Raw genomic sequence first — 19,461 nt, 5'->3', positions numbered from 1 at the left:
CTCCATGGCAACCTCACGGTTGATGCTGTAGCATCCCGCATAAGGATTTGAGCCGATCAATGCTGCGCGATCTTCCCCGATAAGCGCTGAAAACTGACTGCATTTTCTTTTTCCGGAGGTCTCCCTTGGATTCTCTGCCTACGCCCCGGCGCGCCCTGCGAACCGCGGGCTGTGCCATTCCCATGCTGCTGTGCTCCGTTATTGCCGGTGCGCAGACGTCTTCGTCAGCTCCGCCGCAGGATCTCGTATTCAAGAACGCAACCGTGATGACCGCGAGCCACGGCACGATCGAGCATGGCTCGGTGTGGGTGCACACAGGCAAGATTGCAGGTGTGGGCGAGAGCGTGAATGCGCCCTCTTCTGCGCAGGTGGTGGATGCATCGGGCATGTGGCTCACGCCCGGCATCATCGACCCGCACTCGCATTCGGCCCTGGATGGCGACGTGAACGAGGCCACTAGCCCGGTAACGCCGTCGATGCACATGATCGACGCGTTCGATAACCGCAGCGCCGATCTGTATCGCGCTCTGGCCGGCGGTGTGACGACGGAGTTGCTGCTGCACGGGTCGGCGAACATGATCGGCGGGCAAGCCGTGGTGATCAAGAACAAGTTTGGCTTGGACCGCGATGCAATGCTGTTTCCGAATGCACCGGGCTCGATCAAGTTTGCGAGCGGCGAGAATCCCAAGCGCGTTTACGGCAGCCGCGACCAGCTTCCTTCGACGCGCATGGGGAACTTCGAAGTGATGCGCATGGCATTCGAGGATGCGAAGCACTACATGGCGGAGTGGGACGCCTACGACGCCAAGGTGAAGAAGGGCGATAAGGACGCCGTTGCACCTAAGCGCGATCTCAAGCTGGAAGCCCTGGCGGACGTGCTGCGCGGGAAGTTATATGTGCAGATTCATTGCTATCGCGCGGATGAGTTTCTGACAGAAGAGGCGATTGCGAAGGAGTACGGGTACAAAATCCGCGCGTTCCATCATGCGCTGGAGATGTATAAGGTGGGCGACAAGATTGCGGCGGATGGGACTGCGATTGCGACGTTCGCGGACTGGTGGGGCTTCAAGGATGAGGCACGCGATGCGATTCCGTGGAACGCGGTGTTGTCGATGCGCGAGGGCGTGAAGGTCGCGCTCAAGTCGGACTCGGACGATCACATCCGGCGCCTGAACCAGGAGGCGGGGAAGATGGTGCACTATGGGGGCGCGACCGAAGATGAGGCCATCCGCATGATCACGCTGAATCCTGCGTGGATTATTGGCGTGGACGACCGCACGGGCTCCATCGACGTAGGCAAGGATGCTGACCTGGTTCTGTGGAATCACGATCCGCTGTCGACGTATGCGCGCGCGCAGAAGGTGTATATCGACGGCGAACTGTTCTTTGACGCGGCGCTGCCGGGATGGGGTACAACGCATTTCAGCGGCGTGATGCATGATGGCGGTGGGTTCGGATCGGACGATGAAATTGGAAGCGCGGAGGATGGCCGGTGAGAAAGCCTTTTGTATTTGTAGCTCTTTTGACGGCTTCGCTGGCGCTGCATGCCGCTGACGCCTCTAAGACCATAGCGATTGAAGGCGGGAAGCTGCTTACTGTATCTCACGGCACGATTGAGAACGGAGTGCTGGTGATTGCTGACGGCAAGATCGCGGCAGTGGGCAAGGCCGGCGAGGTGAAGGTTCCGGGCGATGCGCAGATCGTGGACGCCAAGGGGATGACAGTGTATCCGGGGCTGATCGATCCCGAGACGAACTTCGGGCTGACGGAGATTTCGGCTGACCAGATGACGAATGATCTGGTGGAGCGCTCGGACGAGATCATGCCGCACATGCATGTTTACGACGCGTTCCACTCGGAGACGGAACTGATTCCGGTGGCGCGGCTCAATGGCGTGACGAATGCGGTGGTGGCTCCTGCGAGCGAGGACTCGATCTCCGGACAGGATATCTTCATCCAGCTTTACGGCAAGGACCGCGATGACATGATCATGGGCCGTGACGTGGCGCTGGCGATGAACTACGGCGCGGAGCAGCGGCGGCGCGGGGGACGCGGCGGCGGGTTCGGGACGTATCCTTCGACGCGCATGGGGCTGGTGACGCAGCTGCGGCAGAGCTTCTTCGATGCGCAGGACTACATGGCCAAGCGCGATGCCGCGGCCAATAAGAAGGACGATAAGGGGTTCAAGCGCGATCTGAAGTTGGAGGCGTTGATTCCGTATCTCAAGGGCGAGAAGCCGGTGGTGATCGGCGTGTACGAGGGGTACGACGTCGAGGTGATCATGGGGATGGCGAAGGAGTTTCACCTGAAGGTGATCCTGAACCACGTTACGCAGTCGCAGGAGGTGCTGGACAAGATTGCCTCGTACAAGGTGCCGGTGATCATTGGGTCGATCTATGATGCGCCGCGGGCGGATGAGCGCTTCGACGCGGTTTACACGCTGCCGGCGGAATTGGCGAAGCGTGGAGTGAAGGTCGCGATTTCGTCGGCGGACGGCGAGGGGCCGGTCAGCAGCCACTCGGTGCGCAATTTGCCCTATGCCGCAGGGTTTGCGGTCGCGTATGGGCTGCCGTATGACGAGGGGCTGAAGGCGATCACGCAAAATGTTGCCGATATGTTCGGATTCGGCGACAAGCTGGGGTCGCTGGATGTGGGCAAGATGGCGAACGTGGTGATCGCGAACGGGGATCCTCTGGATGTGCGGACGGATGTGAAGCAGGTGTACATCCAGGGAGTGGCGGTTCCGATGGTGGATCGGCAGACGCGGCTGCGGGATGAGTACAAGGCGAAGCAGTGATCAGTGAACAGTGGTCAGTGGTCAGATTTGCGGAAGCGGTTTGATCACTGGCCACTGATCACTGACCACTGGCCGGTGTACACTTTCCCTTCGCGCAAACCAGGTGTTTTTCGCGCGCAGGCAGGCTCGTATGAACGTATCCAGGTCCCTCCTTTATTTCGCTCTTCTTGCAGCTCTCCTTCCCTCCACATTCGCACAGACAAAGCGGCCCTTGACCTTTGAGGACATGATGGCCATGAAACGGCTAGGCGAGACGGCGGTTTCGCCGGATGGGAAGTGGCTGGTCTATTCGGTGACTACGGTCGATCTCCAGAAGAACTCGAAGACGGCGGAGTTGTGGCTGCAGAAGATCGAGGGCGGCGAGCCGTTGAAGCTGGCGGTTGCGCAGGCGGGGGATGGTGGAGTGGATTTTGCTGCGGATCGTAAGCGGATTCTGTTTACTTCTAGCCGTGATGGTTCGCAGCAGGTGTGGGTGGCGGATTTCGATGCGGCCACAGGGGCTACGAGCAATGCGAAGAAGCTGACTTCGATTGCGACGGAGGCGGATAACGCGAAGTGGTCGCCGGATGGCCACTCCGTGGTTTTTACTTCTTCTGTTTATCCAGACTGTCCAGCCATTTCGTTTGACGACGCGAGCGGCGACAAGTGCAACGCGGATCGCGACAAGGCCGCGGCTGCGAGCAAGGTGAAGGCGCAGATCTGGACGGAGCTGCTCTACCGGCACTGGAACCACTACACCGGGCCGAAGCGGTCGCACCTGTTTGTGGTGGATGTCGATTCGGGCAAGGTACGGGACCTGAACCCCGGGGATACGCACGATGTGCCGCCGTTCTCGCTGGGTGGCGGCGGCGGATTCTCGATTTCGCCTGACTCGAAGGAGCTGGCGTTTACCGAGAATCCCGATCCGGTGCCGGCGATCTCGACCAGTGCCCAGATATGGACGCTGGATCTGACGAATCCGGCGGCGAAGCCGGTGAAGATTTCGACGAGCGCGGGCGGGAACTTCAATCCGGCTTACTCGGCGGACGGGAAGTACATTGCATGGCGGAGCCAAGCGCGGGCGGGGTATGAGAGCGATAAGTTCCGGCTGTGGCTGTATGACCGGAGCGCGAAGTCGGGCAAAGATCTGCTGCCGAAGTTCGATAACTGGGTGGACGAGTTTGCCTGGGCGCCGGATTCGCAGACAGTTCTCTTTGTTTCCGGCAGCTTGGGTAAGGCTCCGGTGTCGGCTGTTAGGTTGGACGGCACTTCGTTTCCATTTGCAAGCGAACCCACTGAGGGTGAATTTTCGGACCTGCATCCCACGACAGACGGCCTCCTCATCGCCACAAAGATGACCGTGGCGAGCCCTGGGGAAGCCGCAACATTCCGACCCGGCACAAAACAAGGCGCTGGCTCGCTCGAGGGACTTTCTTTCACGTGGATCGCAACCCACCATGTAATTGATCATCCGCTCACTCACCTCAACGACGCGCTGCTCGCGCAACTCGACCTCCCCAAGATGCAGGACTTCTGGTTCACGGCCAAGGATGGGACGAAGCTGCAGGGTTTTGTGATTCCGCCGCCGGGGTACGACCCGCAGAAGAAGTATCCGGTGAAGTTTCTGATTCATGGCGGGCCGCAGGGAGCCTGGGGCGACTCGTGGTCGTACCGCTGGAATGCGGAGCTGTTTGCGGCCAACGGGTATGTGGTGGTGATGATCAATCCGCGGGGGTCGACGGGGTACGGGCAGGCGGTTGTTGATGGCGTGAACGGCGACTGGGGCGGCAAGCCGTATACCGACCTGATGACCGGGCTCGACTATGCCGAGCAGCACTATCCGTTCATCGACAAGACGCGGGAGTGCGCGCTGGGGGCGAGCTACGGCGGGTATATGGCGAACTGGGTGCTGGGGCACACGGACCGCTTCAAGTGCATCGTGAGCCACGATGGGATGTTCAATGCCGAGTCGGCGTTTGGATCGACCGAGGAGGACTGGTTCAATACGTGGGAGTTCAAGGGCGCGCCGTGGGACTACTACGGGAAGCCAGACTCGGAGAACCCGTTCCGAAAGTGGTCGCCGTCGCTCTATGCGAAGAATTTCAAGACGCCGACGCTGGTGGTGCATGGGCAGCTCGACTACCGGCTGGATGTGAGCGAGGGGCTGCAACTCTTCGATACGCTGCAACTGAGGCATGTGCCGAGCCAGATGCTGTACTTCCCGGACGAGGGGCACTGGGTGCTGAAGCCGCAGAACTCGCAGCTCTGGTACAAGACGGTGAATGCGTGGGTGGACAAGTGGACCAAAGCCAGTGGTCAGTGATCAGGGATCAGTTTGAGGCTGGTCTGAGCGGCGGGTATGCTTGAGGTACCTTTTCGAAAGGCGGGAGCGCACCCATGCTGAAGTTCTACGAGTTCAACGACAGCCTTCTTGAGTCCATCGAGCAGGATGCAGAGCGCGTCTCCATCAAGCTGCGCGCTGTCCGGGTGGAAACCGAACGATCCGCCCAGGAGCTGCCCCCCATCCTCTACCGCCAGGAGATCCGGCTGGTGCTTGACGGCGCGGCGCTCACGGTCGATTCCCCCAATCTGCCGAGCTGGCTGATGGAGGGCACCTTCACCGCGGACACGATCGACGCCGACTGCTCCGACTGCCCCGACGAAAACACCCTCCCCGTTTCGCTGCGCTCCGCTCAGGGAGTGGAGCTGGTTCTCGCCGGGCTGCATGAGGGCTCCGGCGATTTTGTGACCATCCGGGTGAAGGCCAAGTCGCTCGCGCTTGAGCAGCTCGCCGAGCCTGAGGCGATGCAGCACACCCGGGCGTCGGTCTGAATCCAGGCGACGGCTATGTCATTCAGTTCCAGGCCGAAGAAGGCGCGCGCTCCGTTGAATGAGGCGGGGCTGTATGAGTATGCCGTGAAGGCGCTGGGTCGGCGGATGCGCACGGAGGTGGAGCTGCGCCGGCTGATGCATCGGCGCGTGGAGCCGGGGGAGGCGGGCGCTGCCGTGGTTGCTGCGGTGGTGATGCGGCTCAAGGAGTACGGTTACCTCGACGACAAGTCCTACGCTGAAACGTTTACGCGCCTGCGGCAGGAGAATGAGAAGCTGGGGCAGCGGACGGTGCGGCAGAAGCTGCAGCAGAAGGGCGTGGCGGCTCGGATCGTCGAGGAGACGATCGAGGCGCGCTATGCCGGGACGGACGAGGAGGCTCTTGCGCGGCAGTATCTGGAGCGCAAGCGGATCCGGAAGCCGGAGGACGAGAAGGCGACGGCGCGGGTGATGCGGCGGCTGGTGGCGGCGGGGTTCGCGACGGACGTAATCTACCGGATTCTGCGGCAGTGGGATGTGCCGGACGAGGCGCTGAGCCAGCTTGACAATCTGGGCGAGAGTGCGCAGGACACGGGATCTGAGTGAGGCTGCCAACGCGGGGACTCCTGGCGGAGCCGTCGAGTTTACACTGAAAAAGCCATGCAATATCGCACAGGGAACGAAGTACGCGAGCTATTTCTGCGCTTTTTTGAGACGAAGGGGCACCGGAGGGTGCACTCTTCTTCGCTGGTGCCGGCCAATGATCCGACGCTGCTGTTTACCAATGCTGGAATGAACCAGTTCAAGGATGTCTTCCTTGGCGCGGAGAAGCGCGAGTACAACCGCGCGACTACATCGCAGAAGTGCGTGCGCGCGGGCGGCAAGCACAACGATCTGGAGAATGTTGGCTTTACGCGGCGGCACCATACGTTCTTCGAGATGCTGGGGAACTTCTCGTTCGGCGACTATTTCAAGAAGGACGCGATTGCGTTTGCATGGGAGCTGGTGACGAGTCCGGAGTGGATGGGCATTGCCAAAGACCGGCTCTACGTGACCATCTTCGAGGGCGATGAAGAGGTGCCGCGCGACAGCGAAGCCGAGCAGTTCTGGATTGCGACCGGCGTTCCCAAGGAACGCATTTTCACCTATGGCCGCAAGGACAACTTCTGGCAGATGGGCGAGACGGGACCTTGCGGTCCGTGCTCGGAGCTGTTCTACGACATGGGCCTGGAGGCCAGCGAGCACGGGAAGGACCTGCCATTCGGACAGGACGATGCGCGCTACGTGGAGATCTGGAACCTGGTGTTTATGCAGTTCGACCGGTCTGCCGTGGTCGATCCGCTGGGCAAGACGACGAGCTACAAGCTGACTCCGCTGCCCAAGCCGTGCGTGGATACTGGCATGGGGCTGGAGCGCGTGTCGGCGGTGCTGCAGGGGAAGATTTCGAACTTCGATACAGATTTGTTTACGCCGCTGATTGAGAGGGCGGAAGAGCTGACGGGCAAGCGCGTTTCGCAGGCCGAGTTGGACAGGGAGACGCGTACGGCGGATGAGGACGCGGCAAGCCTGCGCATTATTGCGGACCATGCGCGCGCGGCTACGTTCCTGATTTCGGATGGTGTGTTGCCGGGTCCGAACGAGCGTGGCTCGGTTCTTCGTAAGATCATGCGCCGCGCCATTCGTCACGGCCGGCTACTCGGTCATGAGAAGCCCTTTCTCTTTCAGATGGTCTATGCAGTTCGAGACTTGATGGCTGGGGCCTACCCTGAACTGAACGAATCCGCGGAGCGTGTTGCGAGGGCCGTCGAAGCGGAAGAGAGGCAGTTTGATCGGGTCCTAAAGGTCGGTGCAGCTAAGCTGGATCAAGAGTTGGTTCTTGCCGCCAAAAGTGGTGACTCGCCTGTGCTTTCAGGCGAGGTCGCGTTCCACCTTTATGAGACCTTCGGCTTACCCGAAGATTTCATAATGATGGCCGCTCGCGATGCCGGAATAGCCTTCGACAAAACCGGGTTTGAAGCTGCCAAAGAGGAAGAGAAAGCCCGGGCGCGTGCCTCATGGAAGGGAGGGAGCCAGAAGACGGCGAGCCCGGCGTTCCGCGATCTGCCGAAGACGGGGTTCGAGGGGTATCGCTCCCTTACTTCCACCGACGCCGAAGTGCTGGCGATTGTGAAGGACGGCGTGGGCGTGCCCGCGGCCAAGGCCGGCGAGCAGGTCGAGGTGGTGCTCGATCATACGAGCTTCTACGGCGACTCGGGCGGCCAGGTGGGCGATACCGGTTTTTTCCTGGCTTTGGACGGGAATTCTACCGTGGCCGAGATCATTGGCTGCGTGCTGCCGGTGCAGGGGGTGCGCGCGCACAAGGCTGTGCTCAAGCAGGATCTGGCGGTGGGCGATCACGTGAACACCGTCGTGGACGGGGACAGACGCGATGCGATTCGGCGCAACCACACGGGAACGCACCTGATTCACGCGGCGCTGCGGCAGGTGCTGGGGACACATGTAAAGCAGGCGGGATCGCTGGTTGATCCCACGCGGCTGCGCTTCGACTTTTCGCATTTTGCGCAGGTGGCGGATGAGGAGCTTGCGGAGATCGAGAACATCGTGAACCGCGAAGTGCTTTCGAACGCGAAGGTGGAGACGCTGGAGGATGTGCCGATTGACGTGGCGGTGAACGAGTATCACGCCATGGCGCTGTTCGGTGAGAAGTACGGCGACAAGGTTCGGGTGGTGAAGCTGTCGGATGGATTTTCGACGGAGCTTTGCGGCGGTACGCACACGGGCGCGACGGGTGAGATTGGGCTGCTGAAGCTGGTGGGCGAGACGTCTGTGTCCTCGGGTGTGCGGCGCGTGGAGGCGATCAGCGGAATGGGATCGCTGGATTCGTTCCGGCGGGATGCGGAGGTGGCGCAGGTTGCGGCGCAGGTTGCGGGCGCGCCGGCGGGGGGCAGTTTGTCGGATGGCCTGCGTGCGCGGCTCGCTTCACAGGAAGACGAGCTGAAGAAGCTGCGGCGCGAGCTGGACGAGATGCGGATGAAGTCGGCGGCCGGCGGGCTGGATGATGTCGTGTCGCAGGCTGTGGATGTGAAGGGCGTGAAGCTCCTGCGGCACCGCGCCGATCAGCTCGATCGCGGGCAGCTTAGGACGCTGGTCGATAACCTGAAGCAGAAGGCGGGCGAGGGCGTGGTGGTGCTGGCGTCGGCGCAGCCGGAGGGCAAGGTTGCGATTATTGCCGGGGTTACGCCGGGACTGACGAAGCGTGTCCAGGCTGGGAAGCTGGTGGGCGCGGTGGCGAAGCTCGTGGGCGGATCGGGCGGCGGAAAGCCTGAGATAGCCGAAGCCGGCGGCAAGGACCAGGCCCAGATTGGCGCTGCGCTTGAGGCTGCGCCGAAGTTGCTGGCTGAGTTGCTGGGATAGAACAGCAGATTCCCTCCGGGAAAGACAACAAGAAAAGCAAGTGCATGGGAACAAAGGCCGCTTCTGAATGGGGCGGCCCTGATTTTGGTCGGTGATTTAGTAGCGGCGGAGGTTGAAGGTGTAGGTGACGCCCGAGGTGAAGATGGGGTAGGTCTTCAGCCACTCGACATTGCTGTTCCACTTGGCGACCTGTGCGTTGAGGTTGCTCTGGAACTGAGCCGCGATGGGATCGTTGGGGTTGGCGATGTCCGTGCAATGGGTTTGTGTCGCGTCCGTGCATGCCCAGCCGCTGATGCCGGTGGTGACCTTAGGAGTTCCGACGAAGGCTACGCCGATTTCGACGGGGAACGACCAATGTCCGCTGCGCTTGACGTGGTTGCCCCAGCCGGTGGAGAGCACCCAACTTGGTGTGGTGGTATTGAGGGCCATGTGGCCGCTTCCATGCAGTGGGGTGGCGCCGGTGAGCGGGTTGGTGCCGGCCGAGTAGTAGTCCTGGCCGTTGAGGGTGATGGAGTCGCCGCCCGGGATGTCGGTTGTTGAGTCGATGTGGTTGCGATTGATGAAGAGCAGACCGCCGCTCACGCGGAGTGCGAAGTTGAACGGATAGTAATCGACCATGCCGCCCGCCGATGCGAGGTTGAGCTTGGCCTTGGTGGGGACTCCGCTGATGGTGAAGCTGTTGGAGTAGTTGAACGTGTTGCCGATAGCGCGGAGGGTGAGGTGGCGGCTGACGTTGGTGGAGAGCTGCATCTCGATGCCCAGCAGCGAGCCCGCTACGCCGACCGACATGCGCGCGAACGGAGGCGGGGCATAGGGCGACGGCATGGGTGCGGGAGTGGGCTTAACGGACGTAAGTGCGGGCGTTGGCGCGGACGGAAGCGCTGCCGAGGCTTCGCTGGCGTTAGGGCCTTGGGCATTCGCGAGGCAGGCGAAGACCAGCAATGCTGCTGCTGCGAGAGTTACTGAAGAGCACTTCACTTCCGCACTCCTTCACGTAAAGGTGGATGCGACTTTTGGCCTCGTGGTTCGCTCTGGCTTGGAGTTCCGCACGGAGTGGAAGGGTCGAACTTGCGAACATCCCGCATGCGAAAAGGCGCATCGCGTAAGCTGGGCGTATGGCTCCATCGAATCCCCGCGATTGGAACGCGCCGGCACTGCGCGCCCGCTTGTTGAAGTGGTATGAGGCGAACCAGCGCGAGCTGCCGTGGCGCCAGAACAAGGATCCCTACTCGATCTGGGTGTCGGAGATCATGCTGCAGCAGACCCGCGTTGCCGTGGTTATCGACCGGCACCGCGTGTTCCTTGAACGGTTTCCCACAGTTGATGCGCTCGCCTGCGCCGCGGAAGAGGATGTTCTGGCGTTGTGGAGCGGGCTGGGGTACTACCGTCGCGCCCGCATGCTGCACCAAGCGGCGATCTATGTTGCGGAGAATCTGAACGGAAGGATGCCGACAACGTCGGCGGAGCTGCGCAAGCTACCGGGGATTGGCGCCTATACGGCGGCGGCTATTGCCAGCATTGCGCACGACGAGCGCGTTGCGGTGGTGGATGGCAACGTGGAGCGCGTGCTGTGCAGGCTGGCGGGATGGGAAGCGAGTTCGGGTAGTGGCGCGACGGCGCTGCGCAAGAAGATTGACGGGCTGGCGAGTGAGCTTGTGGATCCGCGGCGTCCGGGTGACTTCAATCAGGGGATGATGGAGCTGGGTGCGACGGTGTGCCTGCCGCGCAATCCGCAGTGCCTGGTATGCCCGATCGCGGAACATTGCGTGACCCGTGGCGAACACAAGGCTGCTCCGCGGGCCCGCATGGTGAGCCGCGAGATTGCGCATGCACTTTGCGTACAGACGCGCAGGGGCGAACGTGAGGTGCTGCTGGAGCAGCGGCCTGCGAGCGTCACGGTGATGCCGGGAATGTGGGAGCTTCCGGCGCTGGGGAATGCGGACGTGCCTGAAGAACATTTGCGGATGGCAGTGCGCCACGCGATTATGCAGGTGAACTACTTCGTGCGGATCCGCGATGTGAACGAAGATGAGGTAACGGAGCTCGCGGGCCCGGCTGCTGGGAAGCGGCGCTGGGTGCGAGCGGACGAGCTTGCCGGATTGCCGCTCACGGGCCTGGCGCGCAAGGTGCTTACCCGCGCGCACCTGCTTGTGGCGGCTTCGGGGAGCAAGGCCGCTGCGATGCTGCTTTGAACTGGACCGCTGCGATTGATTACCATCGCAAGGTAGTTCAAAAGGACAAGCGGACATGCATTCCAGACGTTACTTTCTGACCCTTGCTCTAGCTCTTATCTCGTTGCCTTCTCTTCGTGCGCAGCAGAATTCCGTACCGGCTGTACCGGGGCTGCCGCCGGCGGCGCGCTCTGCCGCGAATTCGATCGATGCCGAACGGATTCGCGCCCATGTGCGGTTCCTCTCGCTCGATCTGCTGGAAGGGCGCGGACCCGGCACGCGCGGCGACCAGCTCGCCGCTGAATATATCGCCACACAGTATGCGCTGAGTGGTCTGCAGCCTGCAGGCGATGGCGGAAGATACTTCCAGAGGGTGCCGCTGATGGCGGTGCACACCGTCGAGGACAAGACGAAGTTCTCGTTTGCGCCGCAGAATGGGCAGGCAATTGATCTGGCTTACGGGACAGATATCGTATCGAAGGATCAGACGGGGCAGGCTGCGGCCGAAATCGACGCGCCGATTGTATTTGTGGGATACGGCATCGTCTCGCCGGAGTACAAGTGGAATGATTACGCGGGCGTGGATATGCACGGCAAGATCGCGCTGGTGATCGTGAACGAGCCGCCGTCGACAGATGAGAAGTTCTTCAAGGGTAAGGCGCTGACCTACTACGGTCGCTGGACGTACAAGTACGAGCAGGCGGCGAGGCTGGGCGCGGCGGGAGTGCTGATCATTCATCGCACCGATCTGGCGAGTTATGGCTGGGATGTGGTGCGCAACTCGCAGGCGATTGAGAAGAGCTATCTGCAGGGCGATCCTGATGCGACGCTGCGGGCTGCCGCGTGGATTCAGCATGACGTGGCGCAGAAGCTGCTGACGGCCGCCGGGCTGGGCAACGTGGACGACGAGATTGCAAAGGCCGGCAAGCCGGGATTCAAGGCTGTGGAGCTGCCGGTGCGGCTGAAGGGACACGTCGAGAGCCGGGTGCGGAAGTATGACTCGACCAACGTTGTGGGCAAGGTTGCAGGAGCGGCTCCAAGCGGCAATGCCGTGCTTTACAGCGCGCACTACGATCATCTCGGGATCGATCCTGACGCCAAGGGCGATAACATCTACAACGGCGCGGCTGACAACGGCACGGGATGCGGCATTTTGCTGGAGATGGCGCGGGCGGTTGCGCAATCGACACAGAAGCCGCCGCACGATATATACATTGCCGCAGTAACGGCGGAGGAACAGGGGCTGCTGGGATCGCAGTACCTGGGAATGCATCCTCCGGTGCCGGCGAAGGACATCACGCTTGATCTCAATTACGACATGATTCTGCCGATTGGGGTGCCGCGCTCTGCAGACCTGGGCGGAGCGGACCGAATCGACTTCTACCCGACGGTGCAAGCGGTGGCGAAGGCGTTCGATATTCAACTGCTCCCGGATCCGAATCCGATGGCTGGGCACTACTACCGCAGCGATCACTTCTCTCTGGCGCGGGTGGGGATTCCGGCGTTCAGCGTGGACGAGGGCGAGCTGTTCGAAGGGCACGACGAAGCCTGGGGACAAGCGCAGTTCAAGGATTTCGTTGCGAACCACTATCATCAGCCGTCGGACGAATACAGGGCGGACTGGGACTTCCGCGGGAATGCGAAGCTGGCGCGGTTCGGATTGGTGCTGGGCTGGCTGGCCAGCGAACAGCCGCACTCGGTAGAGTGGAACGCTGGGGACGAGTTCGAGGCTGCGCGGAAGAAGAGCGAAGCGGGCAAATAGAGGCGCAAAAACGAGAGGCCGGACGCTTGGAAGCGTCCGGCCTTTCTTATGCCGATTAGGCTGACTTCTTCGCGGTTCCGTGCGCGGCCATCTTCTTGTGCTGCGCGGCCTTCACGGTGTTAGGCACCATGCCGCCAAAGGTGCCGGAAATCTTGGTGCTCCACGCTTCGGCAAAGACTTCCTGGTCGCCACGCATGAGGGCGTCGAAACCCTGCTTTGCGACTGCTGAGGGATCGTTCGTGCTCTTACCCTCGCTGCCGACCTTGGTATCTTCCATGTCGGCGCGCTTGAAAAAGTCGGTGTCGGTGGCGCCGGGCTTGAGGGCAGTTACGGTCACGCCCTTGTCTTTGAGTTCGTGATGCAGGCTTTGCGCGAACTCGAGGTCGAATGCTTTCGAGGCGCCGTAGACGGCCATCAGCGGCGTGGGCATGGTGCCGGCGATCGACGCGGTGATTAGGATCTTACCTTCACCGCGGCTCACCATCTGGCGCGCAGCCAACTTGGCGAGATGCACCGTGGAGCGCACGTTCAAGTCGATGATCTTGAGCTCGCGGTCGAGGTCGGTCTCGGTGGCGAAATCGCCGGAGGTGCCAATGCCGGCGTTGATGGCGATGGCGTCGACGGGACGGCCGGTCGCTTCGATTTCCTTCCAGAGGCGCTCGACCTCTTCTGGCCGGCTCAAGTCGGCCTGCACGGTGTAGACCTTCGCGCCCAGCGCTTCGATCTCTACGGCGGCGTCTTTGACTCGGGCTTCATCGGCGGTAATCAGCACGTCGAAGTTGTTGTCGGCGAATACCCGCGCCAGGTGAAAGCCGATTCCGGTGGATGCGCCGGTGACTATGGCCAGGGGCGTCTTAGAACTGTCTCGGTTGTGAGCTTTGGACGACGGCATGGATTCCCTCCTGCGGCAGTCCCGCCGCACGGTGAGTCCGATGCATACGGCGTCAGGGGAGATGTCGAGGAGGCTGTCCCCAAACGCGGCTCGCTGGAAGCGCTGTCTTCAGTAGTAATCCGCGCAGCTCAGGTAATAGCCGCACTGGGTGCAGACCAGCTTGCAGCGATGTCCGGTGAGCCGGGCGCTGCAGGTGGGGCAGATCTGGCAATGATGATCGATGGGCTCGTCGAGGGCGCACGCGGCCGCATTCTGTGAAAAATCAGCGGCAAAGTCGGGATCGAGAGCGGCGGGGCGCTGCGGGAGCATTTTGAGAGGTTAGCATGGAGGAGAGGGCTCTGACTGCGCCGAACAATGCGGCAGGTGCCCCAGAAATCAACTCCGGGCTGATCCCGGCGCCGTCCACCGCTTCCCCGCAGGGCGCGCTTCACCCGGCAGCAACCACGAAACGAAACCCCCACCAAGGAGGATTGGAATGGCAAGCAAGGCAAGTGCGGTCTGGACCGGGTCACTGAAGGAAGGCAAGGGAACGATTTCGACGGCAACGGGCGTGCTTTCGAACGCCAACTACTCGTTCGCGACTCGTTTTGAGGGCGCGGCTTCCGGCACCACTCCGGAAGAACTGATTGCGGCGGCGCATGCAAGCTGCTTCTCGATGGCGCTTGGCGCGCAGCTGGGCGGAGCAGGCCTGACGCCGGAGAAGATCGAGACGCAGGCGGCAGTGACCCTGGCCAAGACGGACGGCGGATTTGCGGTGACGAAGATCGCGCTGACCACGACGGCGAGCGTTCCTGGCGCAACCCAGGAGCAGTTCGACAAGGCCGCGGCGGACGCCAAGACAGGCTGCCCGATCTCGAAGCTGTTCGCCAACAACACGCAGATTGAGCTGGACGCGAAGCTGGTGTAGTTTCCTCCCTGCGTAAAAACGGGGCCGGTTCGCTCATGCGGATCGGCCCTTTGATTTTTGCGGTATTGGCTAAAGAGTTCACTTGTGGCCCGGTGCCTGCAGGGCCGTCTCTGGTTTGACACGTTCCGCGGCATCTGCGAACATTGAAGTTACTGTCAGTCCAGACAATTCTTGTCTTGGATTACCCGTGCCGAAGTGGCGGAATTGGCAGACGCGCATGGTTCAGGTCCATGTACTCGCAAGGGTGTGGGGGTTCGAGTCCCTTCTTCGGCACCAAGATCAGATAGTCAGAGCGAACGTTGCCGTTCGCGTTTCCTTTTCCAATAAGAGCGTAAGAGACAGGCTGGCCTGAGTCAGGCTTGAGGGCTTATTGCGGCCTTCGCTGCGATGATGGATTCGGCCCAGGCGGTGCATACCTCTGCGATTTGTTGCCTGGCCTCTTCCGGCCGGCTGTAGCGAATCAGGCGCACATTCTCGAGGGCTTCCAATTCGGCGCGAAATGCGAGGATCTGCGGGTTGGTTTCGTGCGGCGCGTCTTTCAGGCAGATCAGGACATCACGCATCGGCATGGCCGGATCGTCTTTGCATTCGAGGGCAACAAAGAGCAGCTTGCGGAAGAGATCGCGCGGACCCCAGTCGTCCTGGAAGAGCTGGATGAAATAGCTGCTCCAGCGCACGTTGTCGGAGACGATGCTGCGGTTGGCTTCGATCTGAACGTTCTCGCGCAGGCCTACTGAAACCAGCAGAACCTTGGCCGGCATGGAGCAGTTTTCATTGACTGCGGAGATGGCGTCGTAGCACGACTGGCGATCCGGGTCCAGATCGCCGGGAGCTGAGATGAAGATGCGGTAGTCATCGAATCCGTGGGCCATAAGGGAAAGCCAAGCATAGCCCACCGCGCAAGCGGTTCTCAACTAGGGAACGAAAAGGCTGGTTGGGATGGCTTCTCCCATGGCTTTGTAGCCAGCCGGGGATGGATGCAAGTGATCGCCGCAGTCGTAGGCGGGCGAGAGTTGCTCAGGATGCTGCGGGTCACGCACAATCGCGTCGAAATCGATGACGGCGTCGAAGTGGCCGGCGGCGCGAATCCACGCGTTCACTGCCTGACGGTCGGCTCCGCTGAGCGGGCCGGGATGGTAATAGCCGGAGCCAACGTACGGAGTGATGGTGGCCCCGTAAACGCGGAGTCCGTGGGCGTGAGCTCGGGCGATGATCTGCTGATAGGCGGCGATGACGCGTTCGACGAGAGCGGCGTGATCGGCGGGTGAGACTTCGTGTTCGCGCGCGAGAGCGCCGAGGTCGTTCACCCCCTCAAAGATGATGACCCAGCGCACGCCGGTGGGTGCGAGCACGTCGTGGTCGAATCGCGAGAGCGCGTTGGGGCCCAGGCCGTCGGTGAGAAGATGATTGCCGCCGATGCCCTGATTGGAGACGCCGATGTTGCGCGTTGCCAGCGAGGCCTGGAGACGCGCGGCGAGAACGTCGGTCCAGCGGTCGTTGCCATTTGTGGTTGCGCCATGGCCGTCCGTGATGGAGTCGCCGAAGGCAACTACGGCGGCTGCTCCGGGGGGTGACTGCACGTCAATTTCGGAGACCTGGTACCAGTGGTCGACGTGTTTGGGCTCGGTGAGATTGGCGGCTCCGGTGAAGTCGCCGTGGACGTAGTACGACGTGGCGCGCGAGCCAGGATGGCCTGTTTCGCGGGACGGTGGAGCGTCGAGGTGGAACGTCACCGCGAGGTCGGATAAGGGCGCAACTGCGAAGTCGATCGGATCGGAGAGGAACTCCGCGCCGGGAGGAACCAATACATCGGTCTTCCCGGCGAAGGTGAGGGTCTTGTCGGTCGCTGGATCGATGGCAGGCGAGGAGGTCGACACTGGCCGCGCGATGTGAACCGCCGTTAAGTGAAGTGCCTCGGTGCCGAACGCGTTGGAGACATGGACACGGATTGCGGGGCCGCCAATGGAGAGGTGGAAGATCTGGCGGACCGTGGCGTCGTGCAGGTCTTCGGAGGGCAGCGCGTTGTTTGGCTCTGGTATCTGCTGCGAGGCGCCCCAGCTTACGACCCAGTTCTCCGGTGTTGGCGCGCTCTTTGGAGCTTGCGCAAACACCCATCCGCTTGTAAGTACAAGAGCGGCAATGGCAAAGATTTTTGCTGGCTGTGTCATAGGGGACGGTTTAGCATGGGGACCGAAGTAAATCGGTTTTCAAAAGCGATGCAAGCATATCATTCTGGAGCGAGCGCGTGGCTGGTTGCATGATGCGGTTTGCCTTTGCGATGTGTGTTGGGTTGGCTGCGGCGCCGGTGGCGCTCCTTGCGCAGACTGCGCCTGCTCCTGTCACTTTCACGGCAGAGCAGGATCATCAGAACATGATGGACCAGCTCGGGGTGAAGGCGCTGCGTCCGGGGCCGAGCGGCAATGAGAAAGCGCCGAATCATGCCAACTACGACGAGTCGAAGGCGAATCCGTATCCGGAGATTCCAGACCCGTTGACGATGAATGACGGGCAGAAGGTGACAACCGCTGATCAGTGGTGGAACAAGCGCCGGCCTGAGCTGGTGGAGATGCTGTCAAAGTACGTCTATGGGCGCGTGCCGGAACACACGCCGAAGGTGACGTGGAAGGTGAACGCCGTCGATCACGAATTCATCGGGTTTACGCCGGTTGTGGCGAAAGATCTTATCGGCGAGGTGGACAACGCGGATTGCCCGTCGATCACAGTGAAGATCCACATGACGCTGGTGACACCGGCGATGGCGAAGGGGCCGGTGCCGGTGATGATGGAGTTCACGCGTGCGGGGTTTCCGAATCCGCATGAACCTTCGCCGGATGAGTTCGAACGGATCAATGCTGCGTATAAGGCGATGCTGACGCAGCAGGATCCATCGCTGAAGGATGTGTTTGCGAAGTATCCGGCGTGGCAGCCGATCAAGGCAACGCCGTTTGCTTTTCCGCAGATGAACGAGGACGGCGATCCGCCGAATGAGTGGCAGCTCATTGCTGCGGGTTGGGGCTTCGTGCGGTTCGATCCCGCAAGCGTGCAGGCTGACGATGGCGCGGGGATCACGCGCGGAATCATCGGGTTGGTGAACAAGGGGCAGCCGCGCAAGCCGGAGGACTGGGGTGCGTTGCGGGCGTGGGCATGGGGCGCTGGACGCGGGCTCGACTATCTCGAGACAGAGCCGGGCGTGGATGCCAAGCATGTTGCGATTGAAGGTGTGTCGCGCTACGGCAAAGCGGCGCTGGTAACGATGGCGTTCGATCAGCGGTTTGCGATGGTGCTGGTTGGCTCGTCGGGCAAGGGCGGAGCGACGCTGCTGCGGCGGAATTTTGGCGAGGCGGTGGAGAGCCTGACGGGCGGCGAGTACTACTGGATGGCCGGAAACTTCATCAAGTACGGCGCGTCTGAGTCGACAACGGGACCGCATACGCCGGGAGAGCTGCCGGTGGATTCGAATGAATTGATTGCGCTGTGCGCGCCGCGGCTGACGTTCATCAGCTACGGGATTCCAGCGAAGGGCGATGCGAAGTGGCTCGACCACCAGGGTAGCTGGATGGCCACCGTGGATGCGAGCCGGGTATGGACGCTGCTGGGCGCGAAGCCGGCGGCGGGGATTGAAGGCGATCCGCATACGACGCCGATGCCGCCGATGAATCAGGGGCTGCTGGACGGGCAGCTTGCCTGGCGGCAGCATGATGGCGGGCACACGGACGCGCCGAACATGAAATGGTTCCTCCAGTGGGCAGATAAGTTCATTGGACACGCACCGCCACAATGAGTGACGCCGGTCGGCGGATGGCCGGCCAGTGATGGATTAAACTGTCTGACACGCGGAGAAGATGATGAATTTCATGCTTGAAGGTGGACGTTTTCATCGGGCCCTGTTTGTTGCGGCCCTCGTTGTTTCCTTTACCGGTTCGGCGTTTGCCGATCCGATTCACGATGCAGCCCGCAAGGGAGACCTGAAGAAGGTCCAGGCGATCCTGGCTTCCGATCCCAATGCGGTGAAGGCGAAAGACAGTAACGGCGACACGCCGCTTCACGTTGCCGCCCTTCACGGGGAACTCAAGGTGGCCGAAGCGCTGATTGCCGCCGGGGCCGAAGTGAATGTGAAGAACAGCTATCCCAACATCACGCCGGAAGACCTGGGGCAGTTCTTCTCGAGCAGCAACCATCAGGATCCAGTGAGACTGCTGCACACGCAGCCGTCGCGGTCCGACGCAGTGAACACGCACCAGGTCTCGTCGCAGGACCTTGCGAATAACGGCTACACGCCGATGGCGCTGGCCGTGTTCGGCAGAGATCACAACAAGATCATTCAACTGCTGATCGCGCACGGGGGCGACGTGAACATGCGCGGCATCACTGGGACCACGCCGTTGTTCTGGGCCGTGATGCGTGGCCAGAAGGACGACATGAAGACGCTTCTGGACCACGGTGCGGATCCGAACATTCCCAACGCCTTTGGGGACACGCCGTTGATCTGCGCTATCCAACTGGGCTACCTGAGCCTGGTGCCGTCGCTGGTGGACAAGGGCGCCGATGTGAATGCGCAGAACCAGAGCCAGATGCGTGCGCTGGGTTACGCCATGTCAAAGCCGGAGGATGATTCGATCGTGGATTATCTGAAGAAGCACGGGGCGCACCAGTAAGGTTGCCGAACAGAGTCAAAGTGAAGGGCGAGCCGCGGTGCTCGCCTTTTGCTTTTGGCCGGGGTCTCTAGGACTG

At 61.5% G+C, this 19,461-nt stretch carries 16 protein-coding genes and 1 tRNA gene; 12 read left to right on the top strand and 5 right to left on the bottom strand.

Annotated elements, in window-relative coordinates; translation table 11 throughout:
- The first annotated feature begins 125 nt into the window (after nt 1-125).
- The 6 genes from MOP44_RS06675 (at nt 126) to alaS (ending at nt 8,998) form a co-directional block, all read left to right on the top strand.
- Nucleotides 126-1,496, top strand: a complete 1,371-nt coding sequence (locus MOP44_RS06675; RefSeq protein WP_260795192.1) for an amidohydrolase — start codon at nt 126-128, stop codon at nt 1,494-1,496.
- Nucleotides 1,493-2,797, top strand: coding sequence for an amidohydrolase family protein (locus MOP44_RS06670; protein ID WP_260795191.1), 1,305 nt, complete (start codon nt 1,493-1,495; stop codon nt 2,795-2,797). The genes MOP44_RS06675 and MOP44_RS06670 overlap by 4 nt, the downstream gene beginning before the upstream one ends.
- Before the next feature lie 235 nt (nt 2,798-3,032).
- Nucleotides 3,033-5,099, top strand: coding sequence for a S9 family peptidase (locus tag MOP44_RS06665; protein WP_260795190.1), 2,067 nt, complete (start codon nt 3,033-3,035; stop codon nt 5,097-5,099).
- A 74-nt stretch (nt 5,100-5,173) separates the two neighbouring features.
- Nucleotides 5,174-5,608, top strand: a complete 435-nt coding sequence (locus MOP44_RS06660; protein WP_260795189.1) for a hypothetical protein — start codon at nt 5,174-5,176, stop codon at nt 5,606-5,608.
- Between the two features lie 15 nt (nt 5,609-5,623).
- On the top strand, nt 5,624-6,190 hold the full coding sequence (locus tag MOP44_RS06655) for a regulatory protein RecX (protein WP_260795188.1): 567 nt from the start codon (nt 5,624-5,626) through the stop codon (nt 6,188-6,190).
- Between the two features lie 54 nt (nt 6,191-6,244).
- On the top strand, nt 6,245-8,998 hold the full coding sequence (gene alaS, locus MOP44_RS06650) for an alanine--tRNA ligase (RefSeq protein ID WP_260795187.1): 2,754 nt from the start codon (nt 6,245-6,247) through the stop codon (nt 8,996-8,998).
- 96 nt (nt 8,999-9,094) lie between these two features.
- Here the strand turns inward: alaS and MOP44_RS06645 are convergent, their stop codons facing one another.
- Nucleotides 9,095-9,976: a hypothetical protein gene (locus MOP44_RS06645; protein ID WP_260795186.1), complete on the bottom strand. Its 882-nt coding sequence runs from the start codon at nt 9,974-9,976 to the stop codon at nt 9,095-9,097.
- A gap of 137 nt (nt 9,977-10,113) precedes the next feature.
- Between MOP44_RS06645 and mutY the strand changes: the two genes are divergently transcribed.
- Both mutY and MOP44_RS06635 read left to right on the top strand, forming a co-directional pair.
- Entirely contained in the window at nt 10,114-11,190 is a 1,077-nt protein-coding gene (mutY, locus tag MOP44_RS06640; protein ID WP_260795185.1) for an A/G-specific adenine glycosylase, read from the top strand.
- 55 nt (nt 11,191-11,245) lie between these two features.
- A complete protein-coding gene (locus tag MOP44_RS06635; RefSeq protein WP_260795184.1) occupies nt 11,246-12,931 on the top strand; it encodes a M28 family peptidase in 1,686 nt (561 codons plus the stop codon).
- A gap of 55 nt (nt 12,932-12,986) precedes the next feature.
- Here the strand turns inward: MOP44_RS06635 and MOP44_RS06630 are convergent, their stop codons facing one another.
- Together MOP44_RS06630 and MOP44_RS06625 are read right to left on the bottom strand one after the other, a co-directional pair.
- Entirely contained in the window at nt 12,987-13,823 is an 837-nt protein-coding gene (locus tag MOP44_RS06630) for an SDR family NAD(P)-dependent oxidoreductase (RefSeq protein WP_260795182.1), read from the bottom strand.
- Nucleotides 13,824-13,931: 108 nt separating this feature from the next.
- Nucleotides 13,932-14,132 (bottom strand): hypothetical protein, encoded by a 201-nt coding sequence (locus MOP44_RS06625; protein ID WP_260795181.1) that lies wholly within the window; start codon nt 14,130-14,132, stop codon nt 13,932-13,934.
- A 166-nt stretch (nt 14,133-14,298) separates the two neighbouring features.
- Here MOP44_RS06625 and MOP44_RS06620 point away from each other — a divergent pair, with 166 nt between their 5' ends.
- Nucleotides 14,299-14,730: an OsmC family protein gene (locus MOP44_RS06620; protein ID WP_260795180.1), complete on the top strand. Its 432-nt coding sequence runs from the start codon at nt 14,299-14,301 to the stop codon at nt 14,728-14,730.
- A gap of 189 nt (nt 14,731-14,919) precedes the next feature.
- Nucleotides 14,920-15,006: transfer RNA gene (locus tag MOP44_RS06615), tRNA-Leu, on the top strand.
- Nucleotides 15,007-15,083: 77 nt separating this feature from the next.
- On the opposite strand, the gene MOP44_RS06610 is transcribed toward MOP44_RS06615, so the two are convergent.
- Entirely contained in the window at nt 15,084-15,602 is a 519-nt protein-coding gene (locus MOP44_RS06610; protein ID WP_260795179.1) for a hypothetical protein, read from the bottom strand.
- Between the two features lie 42 nt (nt 15,603-15,644).
- Nucleotides 15,645-16,898: an SGNH/GDSL hydrolase family protein gene (locus MOP44_RS06605; protein ID WP_260795178.1), complete on the bottom strand. Its 1,254-nt coding sequence runs from the start codon at nt 16,896-16,898 to the stop codon at nt 15,645-15,647.
- 77 nt (nt 16,899-16,975) lie between these two features.
- Between MOP44_RS06605 and MOP44_RS06600 the strand changes: the two genes are divergently transcribed.
- Nucleotides 16,976-18,511 carry a glucuronyl esterase domain-containing protein gene (locus MOP44_RS06600; RefSeq protein ID WP_260795177.1) on the top strand — a complete coding sequence of 512 codons (1,536 nt, stop codon included), beginning with the start codon at nt 16,976-16,978 and terminating at the stop codon, nt 18,509-18,511.
- 61 nt (nt 18,512-18,572) lie between these two features.
- Nucleotides 18,573-19,385, top strand: a complete 813-nt coding sequence (locus MOP44_RS06595; protein ID WP_260795176.1) for an ankyrin repeat domain-containing protein — start codon at nt 18,573-18,575, stop codon at nt 19,383-19,385.
- Nucleotides 19,386-19,461: the final 76 nt, after the last annotated feature.

It is taken from the genome of Occallatibacter riparius (assembly GCF_025264625.1).
GTDB lineage: Bacteria > Acidobacteriota > Terriglobia > Terriglobales > Acidobacteriaceae > Telmatobacter > Telmatobacter riparius.
This window is presented reverse-complemented; position numbering and strand designations above follow the sequence as displayed.

Bases quoted from the DNA above. Each gene is read 5' to 3' on its own strand.
- MOP44_RS06665 (WP_260795190.1), top strand. From the start codon at position 3,033: ATGAAACGGCTAGGCGAGACGGCGGTTTCGCCGGATGGGAAGTGGCTG.
- MOP44_RS06660 (WP_260795189.1), top strand. From the start codon at position 5,174: ATGCTGAAGTTCTACGAGTTCAACGACAGCCTTCTTGAGTCCATCGAG.
- MOP44_RS06655 (WP_260795188.1), top strand. From the start codon at position 5,624: ATGTCATTCAGTTCCAGGCCGAAGAAGGCGCGCGCTCCGTTGAATGAG.
- alaS (WP_260795187.1), top strand. From the start codon at position 6,245: ATGCAATATCGCACAGGGAACGAAGTACGCGAGCTATTTCTGCGCTTT.
- mutY (WP_260795185.1), top strand. From the start codon at position 10,114: ATGGCTCCATCGAATCCCCGCGATTGGAACGCGCCGGCACTGCGCGCC.
- MOP44_RS06635 (WP_260795184.1), top strand. From the start codon at position 11,246: ATGCATTCCAGACGTTACTTTCTGACCCTTGCTCTAGCTCTTATCTCG.
- MOP44_RS06630 (WP_260795182.1), bottom strand. From the start codon at position 13,823: ATGCCGTCGTCCAAAGCTCACAACCGAGACAGTTCTAAGACGCCCCTG.
- MOP44_RS06625 (WP_260795181.1), bottom strand. From the start codon at position 14,132: ATGCTCCCGCAGCGCCCCGCCGCTCTCGATCCCGACTTTGCCGCTGAT.
- MOP44_RS06620 (WP_260795180.1), top strand. From the start codon at position 14,299: ATGGCAAGCAAGGCAAGTGCGGTCTGGACCGGGTCACTGAAGGAAGGC.
- MOP44_RS06610 (WP_260795179.1), bottom strand. From the start codon at position 15,602: ATGGCCCACGGATTCGATGACTACCGCATCTTCATCTCAGCTCCCGGC.
- MOP44_RS06605 (WP_260795178.1), bottom strand. From the start codon at position 16,898: ATGACACAGCCAGCAAAAATCTTTGCCATTGCCGCTCTTGTACTTACA.
- MOP44_RS06595 (WP_260795176.1), top strand. From the start codon at position 18,573: ATGATGAATTTCATGCTTGAAGGTGGACGTTTTCATCGGGCCCTGTTT.